This window comes from Pantoea sp. MBD-2R (assembly GCF_039134845.1).
Lineage (GTDB): Bacteria > Pseudomonadota > Gammaproteobacteria > Enterobacterales > Enterobacteriaceae > Erwinia.
Map to the genome: position 1 here is coordinate 4,357,909 of NZ_CP152417.1, position 21,332 is coordinate 4,379,240.

A 21,332-nucleotide genomic window follows, 5' to 3' on the forward strand; every position below is an offset into this window, starting at 1 on the left:
TGGTCGGCCCATGCTGAGCTACCCTGGACGGCGCTTTTTGCATTTTTGCGGAGCGTGCAGGCTCCCTGAGCCTGCACGTTGTCAACAATCTCCTCATTTACTGCTTCGCCGTCTGCTCAAAGCGACGCAGCAATACATTGCCTCGCGTTACGGCACTGTCCAGCGCCGCCTGCGGCGTTTTTTTACCGGTCCAGACGCCTTCCAGCTCTTCATCGATGATGGTGCGGATCTGCGGCATATTGCCCAGCCGCATGCCTTTGGTGAACGGCAACGGCGGTTTGTTTAGCATCTGGCGGGTTGCCGTATCAGCCCCCGGATTTTTATCGTAAAAGCCCTGCTGGCGGGTCAGCTCATAAGCGGCGGTAGTAATCGGCAGATAGCCCGTTTTTTGGTGCCACTCGGCGGCAATTTCAGGCTGAGCGAGGAACTGCATAAACTCCGCCACGCCTTTATAGGTCGCTGCATCTTTGCCCTTCATTACCCACAGGCTTGCGCCACCGATCATGGCGTTTTGCGGCGCGTTCGGCACGCTGGCGTCATAAGGCATCATGCCTACGCCATAGTTAAATTTGGCATAGTGACGAATATCGGCCAGCGAGCCAGAAGAAGCGGTCGTGATACCACAGTCCCCGTTGTAGAACTTGGCTGTAGATTCATCTTTGCGGCCAAAGTAGGTGAAATCGCCTTTCTGGTTCATCTGTTGCAGCATCTGAATGTGCGCAACCTGAGTGGGTTTATTGAATTCCAGCGCCGCATCGGTGCCGTCAAAGCCATTGTTTTTGGTCGCGACGGGCAGAGCGTGCCAGGCGCTGAAGTTTTCAATCTGGATCCAGCCCTGCCAGCCGCTGGCATAGCCACATTTCATGCCCGCTTTACGCAGCGCCGCCGCGTCTTTTTCCAGCTGCTGCCAGGTTTTTGGCGGCTCATCCGGGTTCAGACCGGCTTTTTTAAAGGCGTCTTTGTTGTAATAAAGCACCGGCGTGGAGCTGTTGAAAGGCTGAGAGATCAGGTGGCCGGTTTTGGAGTCGCTGTAGTAGCCGGAAACCGTGGGAACAAATTGTTTTTCATCAAAAGCTATGCCCGCCGTTTTAAACACGTCATACACCGGCACAATCGCTTTTGAAGCCATCATGGTTGCCGTTCCCACTTCATAAACCTGAAGAATGGCTGGCGCTTTGCCGGAACGCACGGCTGCAATCCCCGCCGCCAGGCTCTGCTCGTAGTTACCTTTATAGGTCGGCACGATTTTGTAATCCGGATGCGATTCGTTAAAGCGCTGGGCCAGAGAATTCACCTCAACGCCCAGCTCGCCCTCCATGGAGTGCCAGAACGGAATATCGGTCGCCGCCAGCGCATGGCCGCTGAAAGCCAGTCCCAGTACGACTGCGGTGTGACGAAGTGAGAACGATGACATATCGGTTTCCTGTGCCTGGTGTAATTCGCGTAAAAACGCGCAAGGTTGTCCGGCAAGAAACATGACATGTAAAAATGACGGAAATATAACGGTTAGAAGACGGTATGATGACAGGCGGGTGACAAGCGGGTTTTATGATGAATTTTTACTGGCTTACAAGCTGTCCGGGGCCATGACAAACCGGCCCCGGACACGAAAACTTATCCTCCCAGATAGGCGCTTCGTACCGCTTCGTTCGCCAACAGCGCTTCGCCGGTATCCTCTAACACCACGTGACCGTTTTCCAACACGTAGCCACGATCGGCCAGTTTCAGTGCCTGGTTCGCATTCTGCTCCACGAGGAAAATGGTCATTCCTTCCTGACGCAGCTGTTCGATTGTGTCAAAGATCTGCTGAATGATAATTGGCGCGAGGCCGAGCGAAGGTTCATCCAGCAGCAACAGGCGCGGCTGGCTCATCAGTGCACGGCCTATCGCCAGCATCTGTTGTTCCCCGCCAGACATTGTCCCGGCACGCTGAATACGGCGCTCATAGAGACGCGGGAAAAGCGCGTACACCCGCTTGATGCGCGTTTGAAACTGCTGGCGATCGGCAAAAAAGCCGCCCATTGCCAGATTCTCATCCACCGTCATGCGCGAGAATACGCGTCGCCCTTCCGGCACAATGGCGATGGCTTCACGCATAATGCGCGCGGTTTGCCAGTCGGTAATGATTTTGCCATCAAACGAAATGGTTCCCTGAGTGGCGCGGGGTTCACCACACAGCGTGCCCAAAATAGTGGTTTTACCGGCACCGTTCGCGCCAATCAGCGTCACAATCTCGCCCTGATTGATGTGCAGGCTGACGTTGTGTAGCGCCTGAATCTTGCCGTAATGCGCGCTGACGTTTTGCAGAGAAAGCATCGGGTTCATCTTAGGCTTCTCCTAAATAAGCGCGGATCACGTCCGGGTTATTACGGATCTCTTCCGGCGTCCCGCTGGCCAGCGGCGTGCCCTGGTTAACCACGTAAATACGGTCAGAAATACCCATTACCAGTTTCATATCATGCTCAATCAGCAGTACCGAGACCTTGTGCTGGCCTCGTAGCTCGGCGATCAGCTCGTCAAGCTCCTGCGTTTCTTTTGGGTTAAGCCCGGCGGCAGGTTCATCGAGCATCAGGATTTCTGGCCTTGTCACCATACAGCGGGCAATTTCAAGCCGCCGCTGCTGACCGTAGGCCAGGTTGCCCGCCTGCCGGTTGGCCATTTCAAGCAGGCCAACGCGCTCCAGCCAGCCCGCGGCCCGGTCCAGCGCTTCGCTTTCCGCTTTACGGAAGCCCGGCGTCTTTAACAGACCGGCAAACACGCCGCTTTTCAGATGCTGATGCTGCGCCACCAGCAGGTTTTCAATCACCGTCATCTCACGGAACAGACGAACGTGCTGGAAGGTCCGCACAATGCCCATTCGCGCAATCTTCTGACCCGGCAAACCGGCAAGCTGCCGATCCCGCAGCTGGATGCTGCCGCCGGTCGGACGGTAAAAGCCGGTCAGGCAGTTAAACACCGTGGTTTTTCCGGCACCGTTCGGACCAATCAGTGAAACGATCTCCTGCTCATGCAGTTCGAGCGCCACGTTGTTTACGGCAAGCAGCCCGCCAAAGCGCATCATCAGGCCGTTTACGGCGAGTAAAGGCGTCATGACTGCTCTCCTTTTGGCACGCTTTTCAACTTCAAATGCGGACGCTTCATCGGCAGCAGTCCCTGAGGCCGCCAGATCATCATCAGCACCATCAATCCTCCCAGCACCAGCATGCTGTACTCATTCAGGTCACGCATCAGCTCGCGTGAAACAACCAACAACACGGCGGCGAGGATGACCGCAAACTGCGATCCCATGCCGCCCAGCACCACGATTGCCAGCACAAAGGCAGACTCCGCAAAGGTAAAGGATTCCGGACTGACAAAACCCTGGCGTGCGGCAAACAGGCTACCGGCAAAGCCCGCAAAGGCGGCGCTAATGGTGAAAGCCGTCAGCTTAATACGTCTTGGGCTGAGGCCGAGCGAACGGCAGGCGATTTCATCTTCACGAAGCGCTTCCCACGCACGGCCCAGCGGCATACGCAGCAAACGATTAATCACAAACAGCGTAATTACCACCAGCAGCAGCGCCACCATGTAGAGGAAGATAATACGATCGCTGGGATCGTATTTCAGACCAAAGAAGTGGCTGATGGTATCCCAGCCCCCCTCCCGCACGCTGCGGTTAAACTCCAACCCGAACAGCGAGGGTTTCGGGATCTGACTGATCCCGTTCGGTCCGCCGGTGATGGCCGTGTTGTTTAGCAGCAAAATACGGACGATTTCGCCAAAGCCCAGCGTGACGATCGCCAGATAATCACCGCGCAGGCGCAGTACCGGGAAGCCCAGCAGCAGGCCAAACATCGCCGCCACGATACCTGCCAGCGGCAAACATTCCCAAAAGCCCAGACCGAAGTAGTGATTCAGCAGCGCAAAGGTATAGGCACCGATGGCGTAAAAGCCGCCGTAGCCCAGTACCAGCAAGCCAGAAAGCCCAACGACCACGTTCAGCCCGAGGCCGAGCATGACGTAAATCAGCGTCAGCGTGGCAATATCTACCGTGCCGCGTGACACCAAAAATGGCCAGACGGCAGCGGCGACAATCAGCAACAGCAGAAAGAGTTTTTGCTTCGGCGTGGAGCCATCAATGCCCGGCAGGATCAGCGCAGGGCCGGAGATCTTTTTCAGGCCGCGCTGGAAAAGCGGGCGTAATAGCTGGAAGAAAAATACCACGACGCAGCCTGCGGCGATCCAATTCCAGCGGACGCTACCGGCGTTGTTAACCACCAGATGCGTACCGTCCAGATTCAGCCGCATGCCCATAAAGAAAGCCGCCAGCACCACTAACATCAGCGCGGAGACCAGCGCGTTAACCAGGTTGAGATGTTTCATACTTTCTCAACCTCCGGACGCCCCAGGATGCCGGTTGGCATGACTAACAGCACGACAATCAGCAGCGCAAACGAGACCACATCTTTGTATTCCGTGCTCAGATATGCCGACGTCAATGCCTCGGCAATACCCAGGATCAGGCCGCCCAGCATCGCACCAGGAATGCTGCCGATACCGCCAAGTACCGCAGCGGTAAAGGCTTTCATCCCGGCCATAAAGCCGATGTAGGGATTGATTACGCCGTAGAATTGTCCCAGCAGCACCCCTGCAACCGCCGCCATTGCCGCGCCGATCACAAAGGTCAGCGAGATAACGCGATCGGTATTAATACCCAGCAGGCTGGCCATTTTCAGGTCTTCGGCACAGGCACGGCAGGCGCGCCCCATGCGGGAATAGCGAATAAACAGCGTCAGTGCCAGCATCGACAGGAAGGTCACCCCCCAGATAACAACTTGCATCGTTGAAATCGTGGCGGCAAAGCCGTTGCTGACGCCCAGCGTCCACTGGCCTGAAATCAGGCCCGGTAAAGCTAAATCACGCGAACCCTGCGTCAGACTGACGTAGTTTTGCAGGAAGATTGACATGCCGATGGCGGAAATCAGTGCAATCAGGCGCTTGGAAGAACGCACCGGACGATAGGCCACGCGTTCGATACTCCAGCCATAGGCGCTGGCGATCACGATGGCAACAATAAAGCCGGCGGCTATCAGCATCCAGCCAACGTCAATGCCCATCATCATCAGCGCGGCGATGACGATAAACGAGACGTAGCTGCCAATCATATAAACCTCGCCGTGGGCGAAGTTGATCATGCCGATAATGCCGTAGACCATGGTGTAACCAATGGCGATCAGCGCGTAGGTGCTGCCCAACGTCACGCCGTTGAACATTTGTTGCAGAAAATAGAGAAACTGCTCTGACATAACGGGATACCTTACCCTTTTCCGCCCTGGCGGAAAAACTTAGCAATATCAACACGGGCGGAATAAATTCCGTCATGGTGGCCGGTGCCAGCGAACCGGGCAGAATGCATTTCGCCCGGCACGCCCTTTCACTGGTCCGGGCCGTATCCATTCGGCCCGCGAAGATTAAGCGGAACAAACCTGCAAAATGATTATTTTACCGCGGTGGACGATCCGTCGGCATGCCAGGTGAAGATGCCAAACTCAAACCCTTTCAGATCGCCTTTGGCATCCCAGCTCAAATCGCCCATCACCGTTGGCACCGGCGCGCCTTCTTTCAGGTTTTTGACAATCTCTTCCGGCTCTGCGCTTTTACTGCGCTCCATACCGAGGGTCAAAGATTGCAACGCAGCATAGGTGGTCCAGACAAAAGGCCCGGTCGGATCGAGTTTTTTCGCCTTCAACGCATCAACAATCGGTTTGTTGGCCGGCACCTGATCGTAGCGCTTCGGCAGCGTCACCAGCATGCCTTCTGAAGCCGCACCGGCAATGTTAGACAGCGATGAGTTGCCTACGCCTTCTGGTCCCATAAAGCCAGTTTTCAGGCCTGCTGCACGAGACTGGCGCAGGATCTGCCCCATTTCCGGGTAGTAACCGCCAAAATAGACGAAATCGACGTTCTCTTTCTTCAGGCGGGCCACCAGCGTGGAGAAATCTTTATCACCTGCGGTGACGCCCTCAAACAGCACAACGTTGCCACCCGATTTTTTCAGGCTGTCCTGCACGGAACGCGCCAGACCTTCGCCGTACTGTTGCTTGTCATGGATGACCGCAATACGCTGAGGTTTGATGTTGCTAAGAATATATTTTGCGGCGGTCGGCCCCTGATCGGAGTCCAGGCCGGTGGTACGCATGATCATCTTGTAACCACGCGTGGTCAGATCGGCATTGGTCGCCGCTGGGGTGATCATCAGTACGCCTTCGTCTTCATAAATATCTGAAGCGGGCTGGGTTGAGGAGGAGCAGAGGTGGCCAATCACATAGCGGATGCCGTCATTAATGACTTTGTTCGCTACCGCCACGGCCTGTTTAGGATCGCAGGCATCATCGTATTCGACGCCAACCAGCTTATCGCCATTGATGCCGCCTTTGGCATTGATATCGGCGATCGCCTGTTTTGCGCCGGTGAATTCCATATCGCCATATTGCGCAACCGGGCCGGACATCGCACCGACGATGGCAATCTTGATCTCTTTCGCCAGGGCGGCATGGCTCAACGCTAATGCCACGCAGCCTGCCAGGAAAGCGCTACCTTTACTCATTTTCATCCGTACTACCCCATCAGTTGTGTTTGCGTTTTTATACTGTGCTCCCCGGATAAAACCTATTCAGAATAATGGGTTAGCGGGTATCACAGCCTTTTTTAGTAATAAGGCTTTATTTTTCATGCCATTAAACAGGAATTTTCTTCTGTAAATCAACTGACACATTGTGATATCACCGCCCGAATCAGGATAAACAACTGGCATTAATGGTGGCTTTTTCAGCGCTTCGCCAGCGGGATCTGCTGCCTTTTTGCACTCCATTCAGTGTTTATCTTTAACTTTAATCGTCGATTGGGCAGATTGCTTCGTTTTCGAACAAAAAAGTTCTGCGTCCGTTTCTGGGTAATTTCGCTACAATATGCCTTTCGCATCAGTCCGGTAGCCTTTATGAAACTCACCATCCTACGATTGCAGCACCTCACCGCTCAGGATCGCCTCGATCTGGCAAAAATCTGGCCCGATGCCGATATAACGGCTTTGGAAAAGAGTCTGGATGAGCATCACCAGCTGTATGCAGCAAAATTCAATGACCGCCTGCTGGCCGCGGTAAAGGTTCATCTGCATGGCACGCAGGGGCAGCTGGAAGCGTTTATGGTGCGGGAAGTGACAAGACGCCGTGGTGTGGGAAGTTATTTACTGGAAGAAGTGCTGACGCAAAACGCGGCAATTACGCACTGGTGGATGGCGGATAGCGGCGATAAAGATCCTCAGGCGCTGGCGATTTTTATGCAAAAACACCGTTTTATTGCTCAACCTGGCGGTTGGGCTTACCAACAGCCGTAACGAGCTGGCGGGCTGCCCGCGACGGCAAGGAAAACAGATTAACTGAGCTGGCGGGTTGTCAGCGATTGCGTGGAAGACAGAGCATTGGGGCGATTGAGCGGCAACGGTTGCGAGAAAGCCAGAACCTCGGCGCGATTGGGCGTGCAACGTTTGCCCGGTTTCAGAAACAGAAAAGGCGACCCGAGGTCGCCTTTTCTTATGACTGCTGTGATTTACGCTTCAATCGCCACACGCAGTTTTTTCATCGCATTCTTTTCTAACTGACGTACACGTTCTGCGGAAACGCCGTACTTATCGGCCAGTTCCTGCAAGGTGGTTTTATTGTCATCGTCCAACCAGCGGGCACGAATAATGTCCTGGCTACGCTCATCAAGACCCTGCATCGCGTCGCTAAGCTTATCAGCAGCGTGAGCATCCCAGTTGTCCTCTTCAATGCCACCCGCAAAGTCAGAAGACTTATCCTGCAGATAGAGCATCGGTGCCATTGAGCGACCTTCGCCTTCGTCATCAGGCGTTGGGTCAAAGGTCATATCCTGAGCCGCCATACGCGACTCCATCTCCAGTACGTCCTTACTGGAAACGCCCAGCTCGCGGGCAACCATTTCAACTTCATCCTGATTAAACCAGCCTAAACGCTGCTTGGCTTTACGCAGGTTAAAGAACAGTTTGCGCTGAGCTTTGGTTGTAGCAACCTTCACGATACGCCAGTTACGCAGCACGTATTCGTGAATTTCGGCTTTGATCCAGTGCACGGCGAAAGAGACCAGACGCACACCCACTTCTGGATTGAAGCGGCGCACGGCTTTCATCAGGCCGATATTCCCTTCCTGGATCAGGTCTGCCTGCGGCAGTCCGTAGCCCGAATAGTTACGAGCGACATGAACAACAAAGCGCAGGTGAGACAGGATCAGCGTCTTAGCTGCTTCCAGATCGCCCTGGTAATGCAGCCGTTCAGCCAGCGCTTTTTCCTCTTCTGCCGTCAGCATAGGCCAGGCGTTAGCCGCCCGGATGTAGGAATCCAGGTTGCCTAAAGGAGCAATAGCTAAAGTTTGCATTTCTTTGGTCATTCAAACCCTCTCTGTGTTAAGCAATGTTGCTGCGCATTTCCCTGCGCGATTCACAAGACTACGTGAAAGGCAACGAGAAAGGAAAGCAATCTGTGCTACTTCGACTGCAAAGTTATCCACAAGTTCAGTATCAGCGGTGTGTATTATACACACAGCTTTCGGGCAGGGGAAGTTGGGCCGGGAGGGAATATCCTCTGCGGCACAACGCTCGTGCAACAGAGGAATATTATATCAAAAATAGTGAGAAGAGGTTACTGCGGCGTAAAACGACGTAAATGTTGGACCGTCGCCAGCCAGGCGGCAACCCAGCCAATCATGGCCGAGATCAGCAGCAGCAGCAGGCTTTCATCCCATGCAAGGCCGCGCAGGCTAAACGTGGTGCCAAATACCGCAGCCACCTGTGTCACCACGGATTCCAGACGGAATACCAGCACCTCGGAAAGCAGCAGCGACAGCAGCGCGCCGGTAAAACCAAGCAGTGCACCACCGTACAGGAAAGGCCGCAGGATGAAACCATCCGTCGCGCCAATCAGCTTCTGCACGTTGATGGTATCGCGACGGGCAAAGATGCTTAGCCGCACGCTGTTACCAATCACCAGGAACACCGCAACAATCATCAGAATCCCGATCATTGTCGCCACCTGACCGACCAGACCCGCCAGCGCCGCGAGGCGGGCAAACCAGCTGTCATCCATTTTCACTTCATCAATGCCCTGCACCTTCGCCACGCGATCGCGCAGGCTGCTCATCGTATCTGAGCTTTGAAAATTCAGTTTCGGGGTGATGATTGCCACAGCGGGTAAGGGATTCTGCTCAAGCATATCCATCGCGCCGCCAAAACCAGACCAGTTACGGAACTCGCCCAGCGCCTCTTCGCGTGACAGGTAATTGACCTTTTCCACGCCATCTTCCTGCTTCAGCTGTGCCACCACATTTTCTGCGGCGGTGTCATCCAGCGTTTTGCTCAGATAGACCGTCAGCTGCGGCGCGGGATACCACTGTTCCGCAGCATGACTGACGTTTTTCCAAACCATAAAGCAGACGCTGGGCAGCGTCAGAGAGATGGCGATTACCATCACCGTCAGCAGCGTTGCCAGCGGTTGACGCCACATATCAGAAAGCGTGCCGCGCAGCGCATAACGCCACTGTTCCTGCCAGCCTCCACGCAGCGCTTTGCTTTTAGAAGGCTGCTTCTGCTTTGCCGCTTTGGTCGGCCGCGTATTACGTTTATTCGCCACCCAGGCCTCCGTGCAAACGCCCCTGATTCAACGTCATCAGGCGGTAATTACGTCGAGAGATCAACGCACGATCGTGCGTCGCCATCAGAACGGTTACGCCAACCCGGTTAAACTCTTCAAACAGCCGCAGGATATCTTCCGACAGCGCATCATCCAGGTTGCCGGTAGGCTCATCCGCCAGCAGAACCGCAGGTTTGTTGACCACCGCACGAGCGATGCCAACGCGCTGCTGCTCACCGCCAGACAGCTGGATAGGATAGCTTTTCGCTTTATCGAGCAGCCCAACTTTATCCAGCGCCGCCGAAACGCGACGGCGGATATCTTCGCCGCTGGCACCCGCAATAATCAGCGGGATCGCCACGTTGTCGTAGACTGAGCGATCCATCAGCAGATGATGGTCCTGGAAAATCATGCCGATCTGCCGACGCAGGAAAGGCACTTCCCGGCTTTTCAGACGGCTGATGTCGTGCCCGCCGAACCAGATATGTCCGGCACTCGGGCGTTCAATGCCACAAATCAGCTTCAGCAAGGTACTTTTCCCTGCTCCGGAATGGCCGGTCAGGAACGCCATTTCACCCGGTTGCAGATGAAAATCTACCCCCTGCAGCGCTTGCCGACCGCCGAGATAAGCCTTACTGACTTCTTCAAAGCGAATCATCCAAATTAGTCCTCTCGGGCAAATAGTGCCTCAATAAAATCGTCAGCCTTGAATTGACGTAAATCTTCAATTCCTTCGCCTACGCCGATGTAACGGATAGGAATACCGAACCGATCGGCGACGGAGAAGATAACGCCGCCCTTAGCCGTACCGTCCAGCTTGGTTAGCGTAATTCCTGTCAGGCCAACGGCCTCGTGGAACAGATGAGTCTGGCTGATGGCATTCTGTCCGGTGCTGGCATCGATAGTCAGCATCACTTCATGCGGTGCCTGGTCGTCGAGCTTTTTCATCACGCGGGTGATTTTTTTCAGCTCTTCCATCAGATGCGATTTATTCTGCAAACGACCAGCCGTATCGGCAATCAGCACGTCAACGTTGCGCGCTTTGGCAGCCTGAATCGCATCAAAAATTACCGAGGCGGAATCCGCACCGGTATGCTGAGCAATCACCGGGATGTTGTTGCGCTCGCCCCAAACCTGAAGCTGTTCGACCGCCGCGGCACGGAACGTGTCGCCCGCCGCCAGCATCACCGATTTGCCCTCGGCCTGATACTGACGAGCCAGCTTACCGATAGTGGTGGTTTTGCCTACGCCGTTGACGCCTACCATCAGGATGACAAACGGCGTTTTGCCGGTGACGTCCAGCGGCTCGTCAACGTTGGCCAGAATCTCTGACATTTCCTGCTTCAACAGGCCGTACAACGCCTCGGCGTCGCGCAGCTGTTTGCGGCTCGCCTGCGCGGTCAGGTTATTGATAATGCGACGGGTCGTTTCCACACCGACGTCCGCTATCAGCAGCTGCTCTTCCAGCTCTTCAAACAGCTCGTCGTCAATTTTCTTACCGCGGAACAGGCCGATAAATCCTGAACCTAAATTCTGACGGGTTTTGACCAAGCTGCGCTTCAGGCGAGCGAAGAAACCTTCTTTCGTTGGACGCTCCTGCTCGGCCTGCGCTGAGGCATTCGCCTGATCGACCTTCACCAGCGCAGCGGCAACAGACTCTTCTTCTTCGATCTGTTCAGCTTCGCTGGCATCCGCTGCGAGCGCCAGGGCTTCCAGTTCTTCCGGCAGGATTTCTTCCGGCAGCAGTTCTTCTTCCGGCTCCGGCTTCACTTCTGCCACGTCTTCCGGCAGCAGTTCTTCTTTCGGCTCCGGCTTCACTTCTGCCACTTCTTCCGGCAGCAGTTCTTCTTCCGGCTCCGGCTTCACTTCTGCCACTTCTTCCGGCAGCAGTTCTTCTTCCGGCGCTGGCGTAAATGCAGCATTATCCTGCGGTAAATCCACTGTTTCAGCAGGACGCACGACGTCCGGCTCGGCAACGTGATGTTGCACGGCCTGTTCACGGGCAACCGCTTCAGTTACCTCAACGATCTCTTTTGCCGCAGGCGTTTCTGGCTCAGCGGGCGTGGCGGCATCCGATTCAGCAGCACTTTGCTGTTCCTGTAACGGTTCGGCCTCTTCCTGAGGCGTTTTTTCTTCACGCCCTAATCCCAGCCAGGAAAAAAAGCCACGTTTTTTATTTTTTGCCATGGTGCAACCACACTCCTCGCGGGGAAAAACCTGTCAGGTCTCTGAAAATCATCTTAATCCCCTAGTCTAACACTTTCCTGCTAACGCAACACAGCACCCTTTTTACGTTTCCTCGGCCCGGATCGCGCGTTAAACTGTGCAACAAATTGTGAAGAGTAAGCTGCATGAATAAAAAACCCCGCAGCGGCGGCGCTGGACAAATCCGCATTATTGGCGGCCAGTGGCGCGGCAGAAAACTTCCGGTGCCAGACAGCACCGGGCTTCGTCCTACAACCGATCGCGTACGTGAAACACTGTTTAACTGGCTGGCACCTGATATTCAGGGCGCGCGATGTCTGGACTGCTTTGCCGGCAGCGGTGCGTTAGGCCTGGAAGCCCTTTCACGACACGCGGGTTCCGCCACGCTGCTTGAGCTGGAACGGCCCGTTGCGCAACAGTTGGAAAAAAACCTGGCGACGCTCGGTGCGAAATCTGGCCGGGTGGTGAATACCAACACCTTGCAATTCCTGGCCCAGGCCGGCGCGCCGCACGACCTGGTCTTTATCGATCCGCCGTTTCGCAAAGGCCTGCTGGAGCAAACGCTGACGCTGTTGGAAACGCAGGGCTGGCTGGCCGATGAGGCGCTGATTTACGTGGAAAGCGAGGTCGAAAACGGTCTGCCGCCCGTGCCGGTTAGCTGGCAGCTGCATCGGGAAAAAATTGCCGGTCAGGTCGCTTATCGTCTTTATAATCGTCATGCCGCTGATAAGAGAGAAAACGATGCTGATTAATCTGGGAAGATTATTGATGGTAGGCGTCTGGGCCTTTTTACTGCTCAACATCGTGCATCCATTCCCTGCGCCGCTGAAATATTTTGTGAACGTTGCCCTGTTCTTTATGGTGATTATGCACGGATTGCAGCTGGTGCTGATGCGCGCCACGCAGCCAAAAGGCGCCGCGAAACTGAGCGCGCTGATGCAAACCAAAATTTTCTTTTTTGGCGTGTTTGAGCTGTTGGCCTGGCAAAAGAAGAACTTTCCAAAACAGTAAGCTGGAAGCAGGCGCATCAGCGCTGCCAGCCTGATACTAAAGCCAGCCGAAAAAGCGTAGCCACTGGCCGCCCTTTTTCGGCGAGCTTATAACGTTTGGAAAGAGATAAACCGCGTTCCCTGAAGCTTCAGTTTGCCCTTCTCGCCCTGCTCTATTTGCTGATAATCCTGCGCTTTTAACACCAGTTTGAAATCGCCCGCGCCATTGAGAGGATGAAACCAGGCTTCATATTTCATCTCTTCTACCGGGATTGTTTCGCGCTGGCGTGAACGCCGGTTAGAAGCCGGAGACGCCCGTTTGGCTTTGACCTGTACGGGCAGGCAGCGTACCGGCGAGGCATCGTTCACTGCCACCTCCTGACGCTGCTTAATAAACTGGCGTGTGGCTAAAACGGCGATAATCGCCAGCGTGATAAAAAAGATCAGTGGTGGCTTCATGAGTTGCTGCTCCCTTTGCTCCGGACAAGGCTATTCATTTCTACGACCGAAAAGAATACAACCAGAGCCGTCCCATTGTCACATCGCAAAGTCCTGACCTAGACTAGATTCAGAATTGTGGAATTTTGCATCTAAAACAAAGGGACACATTATGCTTTGGTCATTTCTGGCAGTATTTTTCTCCGGCTGGCTGTACGTTGACGCTTCCTATCGGGGTCCGCAGTGGCAGCGCTGGGTGTTTAAACCCGTTACCCTGCTGTTATTACTGGCGTGGGCGTGGCAGGCACCGGTATTGCAAACCACGGACTACCTGATCCTGTTTGGCTTACTTGCCACGCTTATTGGCGATGCGCTGACGTTATTGCCTAACCGGCGCATGCTCTACGCTATCGGTGCCTTTTTCCTTTCGCACCTGCTCTATACTATTTGCTTCGCCAGCCACATGACGCTGACGTTCTTCTGGCCAATCCCATTGGTCGTGCTGGTGATTGGGGTCGCGCTCATCGCTACGATCTGGTCAAAGCTGGACGATCTGCGCTGGCCAATCTGCACATTTATCGGCATGACGCTGCTGATGGTATGGCTGACGACCGAACAATATTTCTTCCGCCCAACCGATTACGGTTTTTCGCTGATGGTCGGCACCTCGTTGCTGCTGCTGGCAAATATCGTCTGGTTCGTCAGTCACTATCGCCGGCGCTTTACGTCTGACAGCGCCATCGTGGCGGCCTGCTACTTTGCCGGGCACTTTATGATTGTTCGTTCGCTCTACCTTTAACCTCATAACAGCCTTGACTCTGGAGTCCACTCCAGAGTGTAAGATGGCAGCGACGGGAGCCTTTCCCGTCGTTCTCATCTGGAGGCGTCATGCATCAGCACTCATCTTCATGCACCTGTGGCCATCGCCACGCCATCGGTCAGCACGGCTGTAGCAGCTCGTCACGTCCGGTTATTGGCAAAATTACCTCTCTCCATGTTCAGCCTGCTCAAACGGAGACGAGCTGCTGTGGCGAAGCGGGATGCAGTTCCGGCGGCTCTCCCGATGAGGAAAGCGACAGAGCCGCCACCGCAGCGGACTGGAGCTGGCTGATAAGCGGAATGGATTGCCCGGCCTGCGCCCGGAAAATAGAAAATGCCGTCAATCAGATTGACGCAGTTACCCGTGCTCGCGTGATGTTTGCTACGGAAAAGCTGGTAGTGAATGCTCACCAGGACGTTCGCGAGCGCGTGGAACAAGCGGTGCGAAAAGCGGGCTTTACCCTCAAACGCAGTGACCACATGCAGCCCGCCGAGAACGCGCCTGGCTTCCTGAAGCAAAACGGCACTCTGCTGCTGCTGTGCGCCCTGATGCTGATGAGCTGGGGGCTGGAGTCCGTCAGCCATCCCGCCGGACAGGCCGCCTTTGTCCTTACCACATTAGTGGGATGCTGGCCGATTGCCCGCACCGCACTGCGCCTGCTGCGTAGCGGAACGCCTTTTGCGATTGAAACGCTGATGACCGTGGCCGCCATCGGCGCGTTATTTATCGGTGCGACGGCTGAAGCCGCCATGGTACTGCTGCTGTTTATGCTGGGTGAGCGGCTGGAATCCTATGCCGCCGGGCGCGCGCGACGCGGTGTCACGGCGCTGATGGCGTTAAAACCGGAAGAGGCGCTGCGCATTGAAGACGATAAACGCCAGACGGTGCCGCTGAGCGCGCTGCGACCCGGTGATATTATTGAGGTCGCGCCCGGCGCCCGATTGCCAGCCGATGCGCGTCTGGTTTCCCCTTTTGCCAGCTTCGATGAAAGCGCGCTGACCGGCGAGTCGGTTCCTGTCGAGCATCAGCAGGGAGAGGTTATCGCTGCGGGCAGCCTCAGTGTCGATCGTCAGGTGAGGCTGTCGGTCGTCTCAGAACCTGGTGCCAGTGCGATCGACCGTATTCTGCATTTAATTGAAGACGCTGACAGCCACCGCGCGCCTGTAGAACGTTTTCTCGATCGCTTCAGCCGTATCTATACGCCGCTGATTATGGCGTTCGCGCTATTGGTGGCCGTTGTTCCACCGTTGGTTACAGGCGACTGGCAAACCTGGATTTATAAAGGTCTGACGCTGCTGCTGATTGGCTGCCCATGCGCACTGGTGATTTCCACGCCTGCGGCCATTACCTCTGGCCTGGCGGCGGCCAGTCGGCACGGCGTATTGATTAAAGGAGGAGCGGCGCTGGAAAACCTGAATGCAGTCCGTACCTTTGCTTTTGATAAAACCGGCACGCTGACGGAAGGCAAACCGCAGGTAACGGCCATTGTCGCGCTGACTGCCGAAAGCGAAGAAGATCTGCTGGCAAAAGCCGCTGCTGTTGAGAGCGGTTCTTCTCATCCGCTGGCCCGGGCTATTGTCGCACTGGCGGAAAAACGGCAGCTGAGCATCCCGCCAGCCGCCGATCAACAAGCGTTGGCAGGAAGCGGCGTGACGGCAACGGTTGGTGATCACTCACTCCTTCTTTTTTCCCCAGGCAGGCTGGATAGCAATCTGATTCACTTACACCAGGAGCAGATTGCAGAGCTTGAATCCGCAGGTAATACGGTGGTGGTGATGTTACAGGATGATCAACCCGTTGCGCTGTTCGCATTGCGCGATACGCTTCGTGCGGATGCGGCTTCTGCCTTACGTGAACTCCAGGCGCTGAATATCCGCACGGTGATGCTGACCGGTGATAATCCCAGGGCTGCCGCCGCGATTGCCGCCGAACTGGCCATTGATTACCGGGCAGGTCTGTTACCGGCTGACAAGGTGGCAGCCATCAGCGAAATGAATCGGCAGCAACCTGTCGCGATGGTCGGCGACGGCATTAATGACGCACCGGCAATGAAGACAGCGACAGTGGGCATTGCTATGGGTAGCGGCAGCGATGTGGCGCTTGAAACGGCCGATGCCGCGCTAACGCATAACCGGTTGCAAGGTCTGGCAACCATGATTCGGCTGGCACGTGCCACGCACGCCAATATTCGCCAAAACATTGCTCTGGCGTTGGGGCTAAAAGGGCTGTTTCTGATTACTACCCTCGCTGGCATTACCGGCTTATGGCTGGCGGTACTTGCGGATTCGGGGGCCACGGCGTTAGTAACCGCTAACGCATTGCGGCTGTTGAGCAAGCGCTGAAACAAAAAGAGACGCGCTGGCACCAACAGCCAGTGCGCCTAAAGACCTTTTTTCAGCAGGTAGCGATAAGGTAACTCTGTGGTCGCCTGCGCCACCAGCGTATGTTCCATAAAACGGCAAAAGCCGGGAATATCGCGGGTGGTCGCCGGATCATCAGCGATGATCAGCAACGTTTCGCCTTCCTGCATATGGCGTACGGCTTTACGTACCATCATCACCGGCTCGGGACAACGCAGGCCAAGCGCATCAAGGGTTTGATCGGGATTAGCGAACGGCTCGCTCATAGGACTCTCATTCTGACGGGAAAACTACTGCCATTTTACCCGTAGCGTTAGTATGTGCAAGCAACCTGCCGGTATCGTTTGCGCTAAAATTAACCATTGCAATAGCAGATTGATTCGGTAAGATGCCGCGCAATCGCTCTGGCGAGATCTCTTTTTTTGGGTTCCCTCACCCCAATATTCAAAAAGGTAAGATGATGATTTTATTCTCTTCACGTCAACGCACGCATGCGTTGATCTGGCTGTCGCTCTTTCATTTGCTGGTCATTACCTCCAGTAATTATCTGGTGCAGCTACCGATCTCTGTTTTTGGCCTGCATACCACCTGGGGCGCGTTTAGCTTTCCCTTTATTTTCCTGGCAACCGATTTAACCGTACGGATTTTTGGCGCGCCGCTGGCCCGTCGCATCATCCTTGCGGTGATGATCCCCGCCCTGTTTATCTCCTATGGCGTTTCTGCGCTGTTTTATCAGGGGGAATGGCAAGGGTTTGCCGCGCTGGAAAAAGTTAACCTGTTTGTCGCCCGTATCGCCTGCGCCAGCTTTATGGCTTACGCGCTTGGGCAGATTCTGGATGTGCAGGTCTTTAATCGCCTGCGCAAGCTGCCGCAGTGGTGGATAGCGCCGGCTTCCGCCATGTTTCTCGGTAATATCAGCGATACGCTGGCGTTCTTCTTTATCGCTTTCTATAAGAGCCCCGATGCGTTTATGGCGCAAAACTGGGTCGAGATCGCGATGGTCGACTACAGCTTTAAAGTGCTTATCTGCATGGTTTTCTTCCTGCCCGCCTATGGCGTGCTGTTAAACGCCACGCTCAAACGCTTAACGGAAAAATCCTCTGGCGCTCAGGTTAACTTCGGCTAAGCTGCATTCTGTCACAGAGTGTCGGTTGCTTTTGCCAACTGATTACTATTGTATGAGTGGCTGAACAGAGCACACTTAACGTAAAAGGGATCATGATGCGTAACTTACTGAAATATGCCGGCATTGGTTTACTGGTGGTCGGTCTGACCGCCTGCGACGGCAAAGATGAAAAAGCCGCAGCCGATGATAACGGCGTCAGCAGCAGTCAAAGCAGCCAGACCGTTACCCTGCTGGATGGCAAACTCAGCTTCTCGCTGCCAGCGGGCATGTCCGATCAGAGCGGCAAGCTGGGTACTCAGGCTAATAATATGCACGTCTACGCCGACGCGTCGGGTCAGAAAGCGATTATTGTCATTGAAGGCGACGCAACCACTGAAGGCCTGGATGTAATGGCTAAACGCCTGGAAGCTCAGCAGCGTAATCGCGATCCACAGTTGCAGGTTGTCACCAATAAATCGATTGAACTGAAAGGCCAGCAGGCGCAGCAGCTGGATACCGTGATTTCAGCGAAGAGCCAGTCTTCATGGTCATCCGTGGTACTGGCGAAAGTCGATGGCAAACTGCTGACGCTGCAAATCACGCTGCCAGCCGATAATCAGCAGCAGTCGCAGACTGAGGCAGAGAACATCATCAATACTATCGTTCTGAAATAACGGCTGGCTGACTCAGAACTCCTGGTTCAGAAGCGATAGCAAAAAGCCCCTGCGCTTGATTAAGCCAGGGGCTTTTTATTTTCAGCTGTTCACCGGTTGCTACAGGGTATGAGTCGTTACAGACCCGCGTGCTCACGAATATATTTTCTGGCCTTCACTGCGTATTCAAAAGGGTTCGCCAGCGCCGGATCCTGCTCGGCTTCCACCACCATCCAGCCTTTGTAGCCTGATTCGTCGAGGATTTTGAATACTGGCGCAAAATCAATAACGCCATCTCCGGGTACGGTAAAGGTGCCTTTTTTCACGCCGTCGAGAAAAGAGAGCTTCTGGCTTTTTACCTGCGCCACGATGTCATCGCGTACATCTTTCAGATGCACGTGGTTAATACGTGGCAGATATTTTTCCAGAATGGCCAGCATTTGTGCTTCGCTGCCTTCGGAATAGTAGGCGTGGCCGGTATCGAACAGCAGATAAACATTGTCATTGGTCAGTGACATAAAGCGGTCAATCTCTTCAGCTGTCTGAATGCCAGTGCCCATATGGTGATGCAAACAAACCTGCATGCCTTTTTCTGCGGCAAGCACGGCCAGTTCGTTATAGCCTTCTGCCGTCAGCCGCCACTCATCATCGGTGAAATGAGGTTTTTCCTCCAGCACCGCCAGCGCAGTTCCCTGAATGCTTTTGCTCTGCTCAGAACAGCCTATGACCTTCGCTCCCATCGCATGCAGAAAATCACGATGATTGATAAATTCATCAATGGTTTTTGCTTTATCGCCGTTGGCAAAAAAAGTACTGAACCAGGCGTTGCAGATTTGAATCCCCCGAATTTCCAGCATTGGCTTTAATACTGCCGGATCGCGCGGATATTTACTGCCAACCTCACTGCCGGTGAAACCTGCCAGCGCCATTTCACTGACAATCTGCTGGAAGGTATTTTCTGAGCCCAGTTCGGGCATATCATCGTTGGTCCAGCCGATCGGCGCGATGGCCAGCTTAACGTTATCTTTATTCATGGTGTTGCCTCAGAGGTCGATAAGGCGGCAAGGCCGCCCGACATTAGCGGTTCAGCAGCTCGCGCTCAATCAGTTCCCGCGTTTCCACTGCCTGATATTTCATTTTTTCCGGATAACCAAACAGCGAAGAGGCGATAATCGACTCACCACCTACTTTCCAGGTACGGTTGGCAAAATCCATCTCACGCAGTGTCTGGAACAACGTATCGAAATCTACTTCGCCCTCGCCTACGCCTACGTGCTGATGGATGGTGGCATCCACACCCGGTGGATTGACGATATAGCGACAATGCTTGGTATGGTTCATGGTATCGGCGACCAGTACGTGAGACAGATCGGCACCGGCATACTCCAGCATGCTTTTCACATCCCCTTTACCTTTGTCATAAAAGAAGGTGTGAGGGATGCTGTACAGATACTTCACATTGTCGCTGCGAAAGGATTTCACCAGGTCGGCGGTTTCGTTGTTTTCTTCGCAAAAATCCCACGGATGTGACTGGATTTCGATGCGGATGCCTTCACGTTCAACGATGGGTAACAGCTCTTCCATTGAGCGATAAAACATTTCTTCACAGATTTCAGGCTCGTTAGGCGTGCCGGACAGCTCGGTATTGATTACCTGCACACCAGTTTCTACCGCAATTTCTATCATGCGTTTCCAGTTGCGCACAGCGGCCTGACGCCGTGCTTCATCCGGGCCTGACCAGCGATACACCACGATAAAAGAGGAGATTTCCAGCCCGGTTTCACGCAGCGCGTTTTTATACTCGGTGATGATTTCCCGACTGGCCTTAGGATGCTTATAGAACGGATTGATCTGCGGATGCGGCGACTGTTCAATATATTTGTAGCCCCAGTCGGCAACCTGGTGGACCATTTTGGTGATCCCCAAATCTTTAATGACATCCACATCAAAGGCGATTTTCATCGATATCTCCCTGCTAGTCTGTTCGGTTCTCCTCCGGACATGCCGGAGGAAAGGTAAGCGCTATTTGTTATAAAACGCCGGGCGTGGTGGCAGCTCAACCGGCTCGATGGCTCCACTTTCCTGCGCTTTCAGACAGGCATCTGCAGCAACGGAAGCAGCATACCCATCCCAGGCGGAAGGCCCCTGCAGCTGACCTGCTGAGGCATCGTTGATGAATGCCTGCAGCTCAACGTCATAAGCATCAATAAAACGGTCTTTCCAGTCAGTCAAAATGGTGGTCGCCAGCTTCGCATCTTTACGCATTTGTACCGATGCCGGCTCCGGCAGCTTCGCAATGCCCGTTTCGCCTACCACTTCGCACTGAATGTCGTAGCCGTAAGCGCAGTTAACGAAAATTTCGACGTCGATACGGGTGCCTTTCTGCGTTTCAAAAAGAACAATTTGTGGGTCACGCAGCTTCGCATGGGAATTTTTGGTTGAGCGTGGGAACACCACCTGCACACTTTTATAGTCATCTTCGGTCAGCCAGCGCAGCACATCCAGCTCGTGGATCAACGTGTTGGTGATCGCCATATCGGTGGTGTAGCTCTCCGGCACGGTTGGGTTACGGTGAGCGCAGTGCAGCATCAGCGGCTCGCCGATATCACCGTTGGTAATAACCTGCTTGAGCGCGCGATAACCCGCATCGTAAGGACGCATAAAGCCCACCTGTACCAGCCGTTTGCCGTGAGCAATTTCCGCGTCAACGATGCGACGACACCCTTCGGCACTCAACGCCAGGGGCTTTTCACAGAACACCGGTTTGCCTGCGGCGATAGCAGCAAGCGTAAACTCTTCGTGCGTAGGATCCCATGAAGTAACAATCAGCGCATCTACGTCCGATGAGCGAATTACATCATGGCCATTCGCATAAACCTCAGCATCCAGCCCCAGCCGGCTGACGATGCCTTTGGCGCCTTCAATGTTGATATCGGAAACAGCGACAACCGTCGCCCCCTGCAATACCTTGCTGCAGCGACGAATATGTTCTTGTCCAATTGCACCGGTGCCGATAACGCCAAGTTTCAGTGTCATAACTACTCCGTTCAAATGTAGGGTGAGGGGCGTTCTCCGGGCTGAGAAA

General features: G+C 54.5%; 23 protein-coding genes. 7 read left to right on the top strand and 16 right to left on the bottom strand.

Features of this window, described 5'->3' with window-relative positions:
- Window positions 1-97 precede the first annotated feature (97 nt).
- The 7 genes from ugpB to AAGQ96_RS20130 form a co-directional block, all read right to left on the bottom strand.
- Window positions 98-1,414 (bottom strand): sn-glycerol-3-phosphate ABC transporter substrate-binding protein UgpB, encoded by a 1,317-nt coding sequence (ugpB, locus tag AAGQ96_RS20100; RefSeq protein WP_342754408.1) that lies wholly within the window; start codon window positions 1,412-1,414, stop codon window positions 98-100.
- Between the two features lie 200 nt (window positions 1,415-1,614).
- Window positions 1,615-2,325, bottom strand: a complete 711-nt coding sequence (livF, locus tag AAGQ96_RS20105; protein ID WP_342754409.1) for a high-affinity branched-chain amino acid ABC transporter ATP-binding protein LivF — start codon at window positions 2,323-2,325, stop codon at window positions 1,615-1,617.
- Between the two features lies 1 nt (window position 2,326).
- On the bottom strand, window positions 2,327-3,091 hold the full coding sequence (gene livG / locus AAGQ96_RS20110) for a high-affinity branched-chain amino acid ABC transporter ATP-binding protein LivG (RefSeq protein WP_147200173.1): 765 nt from the start codon (window positions 3,089-3,091) through the stop codon (window positions 2,327-2,329).
- The gene (locus AAGQ96_RS20115) at window positions 3,088-4,362 is read right to left on the bottom strand and encodes a high-affinity branched-chain amino acid ABC transporter permease LivM (protein WP_342754410.1); all 1,275 of its coding nucleotides are present in this window, start codon (window positions 4,360-4,362) and stop codon (window positions 3,088-3,090) included. The genes livG and AAGQ96_RS20115 overlap by 4 nt, the downstream gene beginning before the upstream one ends.
- Complete coding sequence (livH, locus tag AAGQ96_RS20120; RefSeq protein WP_147200175.1) at window positions 4,359-5,285, bottom strand: high-affinity branched-chain amino acid ABC transporter permease LivH; 927 nt, start codon at window positions 5,283-5,285, stop codon at window positions 4,359-4,361. Before livH ends, AAGQ96_RS20115 begins: the two co-directional genes overlap by 4 nt.
- A gap of 191 nt (window positions 5,286-5,476) precedes the next feature.
- Window positions 5,477-6,592, bottom strand: coding sequence for a branched-chain amino acid ABC transporter substrate-binding protein (locus AAGQ96_RS20125; protein ID WP_147200176.1), 1,116 nt, complete (start codon window positions 6,590-6,592; stop codon window positions 5,477-5,479).
- A 60-nt stretch (window positions 6,593-6,652) separates the two neighbouring features.
- Window positions 6,653-6,850 (bottom strand): hypothetical protein, encoded by a 198-nt coding sequence (locus AAGQ96_RS20130; protein ID WP_342754412.1) that lies wholly within the window; start codon window positions 6,848-6,850, stop codon window positions 6,653-6,655.
- Window positions 6,851-6,976: 126 nt separating this feature from the next.
- Between AAGQ96_RS20130 and panM the strand changes: the two genes are divergently transcribed.
- Window positions 6,977-7,372, top strand: a complete 396-nt coding sequence (gene panM, locus AAGQ96_RS20135) for an aspartate 1-decarboxylase autocleavage activator PanM (RefSeq protein ID WP_147200178.1) — start codon at window positions 6,977-6,979, stop codon at window positions 7,370-7,372.
- A gap of 212 nt (window positions 7,373-7,584) precedes the next feature.
- Here panM and rpoH read toward each other — a convergent pair whose 3' ends face one another.
- The 4 genes from rpoH to ftsY all read right to left on the bottom strand — a co-directional run bounded on the left by rpoH (window position 7,585) and on the right by ftsY (window position 11,864).
- Complete coding sequence (gene rpoH / locus AAGQ96_RS20140) at window positions 7,585-8,439, bottom strand: RNA polymerase sigma factor RpoH (protein WP_147200179.1); 855 nt, start codon at window positions 8,437-8,439, stop codon at window positions 7,585-7,587.
- A 251-nt stretch (window positions 8,440-8,690) separates the two neighbouring features.
- Window positions 8,691-9,677 (bottom strand): permease-like cell division protein FtsX, encoded by a 987-nt coding sequence (gene ftsX / locus AAGQ96_RS20145; protein WP_147200180.1) that lies wholly within the window; start codon window positions 9,675-9,677, stop codon window positions 8,691-8,693.
- Complete coding sequence (gene ftsE, locus AAGQ96_RS20150) at window positions 9,667-10,335, bottom strand: cell division ATP-binding protein FtsE (RefSeq protein WP_147200181.1); 669 nt, start codon at window positions 10,333-10,335, stop codon at window positions 9,667-9,669. Before ftsE ends, ftsX begins: the two co-directional genes overlap by 11 nt.
- A gap of 5 nt (window positions 10,336-10,340) precedes the next feature.
- Entirely contained in the window at window positions 10,341-11,864 is a 1,524-nt protein-coding gene (gene ftsY / locus AAGQ96_RS20155) for a signal recognition particle-docking protein FtsY (RefSeq protein WP_342754413.1), read from the bottom strand.
- Window positions 11,865-12,028: 164 nt separating this feature from the next.
- Here ftsY and rsmD point away from each other — a divergent pair, with 164 nt between their 5' ends.
- Both rsmD and AAGQ96_RS20165 read left to right on the top strand, forming a co-directional pair.
- Window positions 12,029-12,634 carry a 16S rRNA (guanine(966)-N(2))-methyltransferase gene (gene rsmD, locus AAGQ96_RS20160; protein WP_147200183.1) on the top strand — a complete coding sequence of 202 codons (606 nt, stop codon included), beginning with the start codon at window positions 12,029-12,031 and terminating at the stop codon, window positions 12,632-12,634.
- A complete protein-coding gene (locus tag AAGQ96_RS20165) occupies window positions 12,624-12,893 on the top strand; it encodes a DUF1145 family protein (protein WP_342754414.1) in 270 nt (89 codons plus the stop codon). The genes rsmD and AAGQ96_RS20165 overlap by 11 nt, the downstream gene beginning before the upstream one ends.
- An 86-nt stretch (window positions 12,894-12,979) precedes the next feature.
- On the opposite strand, the gene AAGQ96_RS20170 is transcribed toward AAGQ96_RS20165, so the two are convergent.
- Entirely contained in the window at window positions 12,980-13,330 is a 351-nt protein-coding gene (locus tag AAGQ96_RS20170; protein ID WP_342754415.1) for a DUF2500 domain-containing protein, read from the bottom strand.
- Between the two features lie 151 nt (window positions 13,331-13,481).
- Here AAGQ96_RS20170 and AAGQ96_RS20175 point away from each other — a divergent pair, with 151 nt between their 5' ends.
- Window positions 13,482-14,108: a lysoplasmalogenase gene (locus AAGQ96_RS20175; RefSeq protein WP_147200186.1), complete on the top strand. Its 627-nt coding sequence runs from the start codon at window positions 13,482-13,484 to the stop codon at window positions 14,106-14,108.
- Window positions 14,109-14,197: 89 nt separating this feature from the next.
- Window positions 14,198-16,471 (top strand): zinc/cadmium/mercury/lead-transporting ATPase, encoded by a 2,274-nt coding sequence (locus AAGQ96_RS20180; protein ID WP_342754416.1) that lies wholly within the window; start codon window positions 14,198-14,200, stop codon window positions 16,469-16,471.
- A 38-nt stretch (window positions 16,472-16,509) separates the two neighbouring features.
- Here AAGQ96_RS20180 and tusA read toward each other — a convergent pair whose 3' ends face one another.
- The gene (gene tusA, locus AAGQ96_RS20185) at window positions 16,510-16,755 is read right to left on the bottom strand and encodes a sulfurtransferase TusA (protein ID WP_147200188.1); all 246 of its coding nucleotides are present in this window, start codon (window positions 16,753-16,755) and stop codon (window positions 16,510-16,512) included.
- Between the two features lie 194 nt (window positions 16,756-16,949).
- On the opposite strand from tusA, the gene AAGQ96_RS20190 reads away from it, so the two are divergent.
- Window positions 16,950-17,615, top strand: a complete 666-nt coding sequence (locus AAGQ96_RS20190; protein ID WP_147200696.1) for a 7-cyano-7-deazaguanine/7-aminomethyl-7-deazaguanine transporter — start codon at window positions 16,950-16,952, stop codon at window positions 17,613-17,615.
- A gap of 95 nt (window positions 17,616-17,710) precedes the next feature.
- Complete coding sequence (locus tag AAGQ96_RS20195; RefSeq protein WP_147200697.1) at window positions 17,711-18,268, top strand: DcrB family lipoprotein; 558 nt, start codon at window positions 17,711-17,713, stop codon at window positions 18,266-18,268.
- Window positions 18,269-18,384: 116 nt separating this feature from the next.
- Here AAGQ96_RS20195 and iolE read toward each other — a convergent pair whose 3' ends face one another.
- The 3 genes from iolE to AAGQ96_RS20210 are packed head-to-tail and all read right to left on the bottom strand — an operon-like array spanning window position 18,385 to window position 21,283.
- Complete coding sequence (gene iolE / locus AAGQ96_RS20200; RefSeq protein WP_147200189.1) at window positions 18,385-19,281, bottom strand: myo-inosose-2 dehydratase; 897 nt, start codon at window positions 19,279-19,281, stop codon at window positions 18,385-18,387.
- A 43-nt stretch (window positions 19,282-19,324) separates the two neighbouring features.
- Window positions 19,325-20,209, bottom strand: a complete 885-nt coding sequence (locus AAGQ96_RS20205; RefSeq protein ID WP_147200190.1) for a sugar phosphate isomerase/epimerase family protein — start codon at window positions 20,207-20,209, stop codon at window positions 19,325-19,327.
- 60 nt (window positions 20,210-20,269) lie between these two features.
- The gene (locus AAGQ96_RS20210; RefSeq protein WP_147200191.1) at window positions 20,270-21,283 is read right to left on the bottom strand and encodes a Gfo/Idh/MocA family oxidoreductase; all 1,014 of its coding nucleotides are present in this window, start codon (window positions 21,281-21,283) and stop codon (window positions 20,270-20,272) included.
- Window positions 21,284-21,332: the final 49 nt, after the last annotated feature.

What these genes read in the sequence shown, in the direction of transcription:
- ugpB (WP_342754408.1), bottom strand. Translation starts at nt 1,414, where the DNA reads ATGTCATCGTTCTCACTTCGTCACACCGCAGTCGTACTGGGACTGGCT.
- livF (WP_342754409.1), bottom strand. Translation starts at nt 2,325, where the DNA reads ATGAACCCGATGCTTTCTCTGCAAAACGTCAGCGCGCATTACGGCAAG.
- livG (WP_147200173.1), bottom strand. Translation starts at nt 3,091, where the DNA reads ATGACGCCTTTACTCGCCGTAAACGGCCTGATGATGCGCTTTGGCGGG.
- AAGQ96_RS20115 (WP_342754410.1), bottom strand. Translation starts at nt 4,362, where the DNA reads ATGAAACATCTCAACCTGGTTAACGCGCTGGTCTCCGCGCTGATGTTA.
- livH (WP_147200175.1), bottom strand. Translation starts at nt 5,285, where the DNA reads ATGTCAGAGCAGTTTCTCTATTTTCTGCAACAAATGTTCAACGGCGTG.
- AAGQ96_RS20125 (WP_147200176.1), bottom strand. Translation starts at nt 6,592, where the DNA reads ATGAAAATGAGTAAAGGTAGCGCTTTCCTGGCAGGCTGCGTGGCATTA.
- AAGQ96_RS20130 (WP_342754412.1), bottom strand. Translation starts at nt 6,850, where the DNA reads ATGGAGTGCAAAAAGGCAGCAGATCCCGCTGGCGAAGCGCTGAAAAAG.
- panM (WP_147200178.1), top strand. Translation starts at nt 6,977, where the DNA reads ATGAAACTCACCATCCTACGATTGCAGCACCTCACCGCTCAGGATCGC.
- rpoH (WP_147200179.1), bottom strand. Translation starts at nt 8,439, where the DNA reads ATGACCAAAGAAATGCAAACTTTAGCTATTGCTCCTTTAGGCAACCTG.
- ftsE (WP_147200181.1), bottom strand. Translation starts at nt 10,335, where the DNA reads ATGATTCGCTTTGAAGAAGTCAGTAAGGCTTATCTCGGCGGTCGGCAA.
- ftsY (WP_342754413.1), bottom strand. Translation starts at nt 11,864, where the DNA reads ATGGCAAAAAATAAAAAACGTGGCTTTTTTTCCTGGCTGGGATTAGGG.
- rsmD (WP_147200183.1), top strand. Translation starts at nt 12,029, where the DNA reads ATGAATAAAAAACCCCGCAGCGGCGGCGCTGGACAAATCCGCATTATT.
- AAGQ96_RS20165 (WP_342754414.1), top strand. Translation starts at nt 12,624, where the DNA reads ATGCTGATTAATCTGGGAAGATTATTGATGGTAGGCGTCTGGGCCTTT.
- AAGQ96_RS20170 (WP_342754415.1), bottom strand. Translation starts at nt 13,330, where the DNA reads ATGAAGCCACCACTGATCTTTTTTATCACGCTGGCGATTATCGCCGTT.
- AAGQ96_RS20175 (WP_147200186.1), top strand. Translation starts at nt 13,482, where the DNA reads ATGCTTTGGTCATTTCTGGCAGTATTTTTCTCCGGCTGGCTGTACGTT.
- AAGQ96_RS20180 (WP_342754416.1), top strand. Translation starts at nt 14,198, where the DNA reads ATGCATCAGCACTCATCTTCATGCACCTGTGGCCATCGCCACGCCATC.
- tusA (WP_147200188.1), bottom strand. Translation starts at nt 16,755, where the DNA reads ATGAGCGAGCCGTTCGCTAATCCCGATCAAACCCTTGATGCGCTTGGC.
- AAGQ96_RS20190 (WP_147200696.1), top strand. Translation starts at nt 16,950, where the DNA reads ATGATTTTATTCTCTTCACGTCAACGCACGCATGCGTTGATCTGGCTG.
- AAGQ96_RS20195 (WP_147200697.1), top strand. Translation starts at nt 17,711, where the DNA reads ATGCGTAACTTACTGAAATATGCCGGCATTGGTTTACTGGTGGTCGGT.
- iolE (WP_147200189.1), bottom strand. Translation starts at nt 19,281, where the DNA reads ATGAATAAAGATAACGTTAAGCTGGCCATCGCGCCGATCGGCTGGACC.
- AAGQ96_RS20205 (WP_147200190.1), bottom strand. Translation starts at nt 20,209, where the DNA reads ATGAAAATCGCCTTTGATGTGGATGTCATTAAAGATTTGGGGATCACC.
- AAGQ96_RS20210 (WP_147200191.1), bottom strand. Translation starts at nt 21,283, where the DNA reads ATGACACTGAAACTTGGCGTTATCGGCACCGGTGCAATTGGACAAGAA.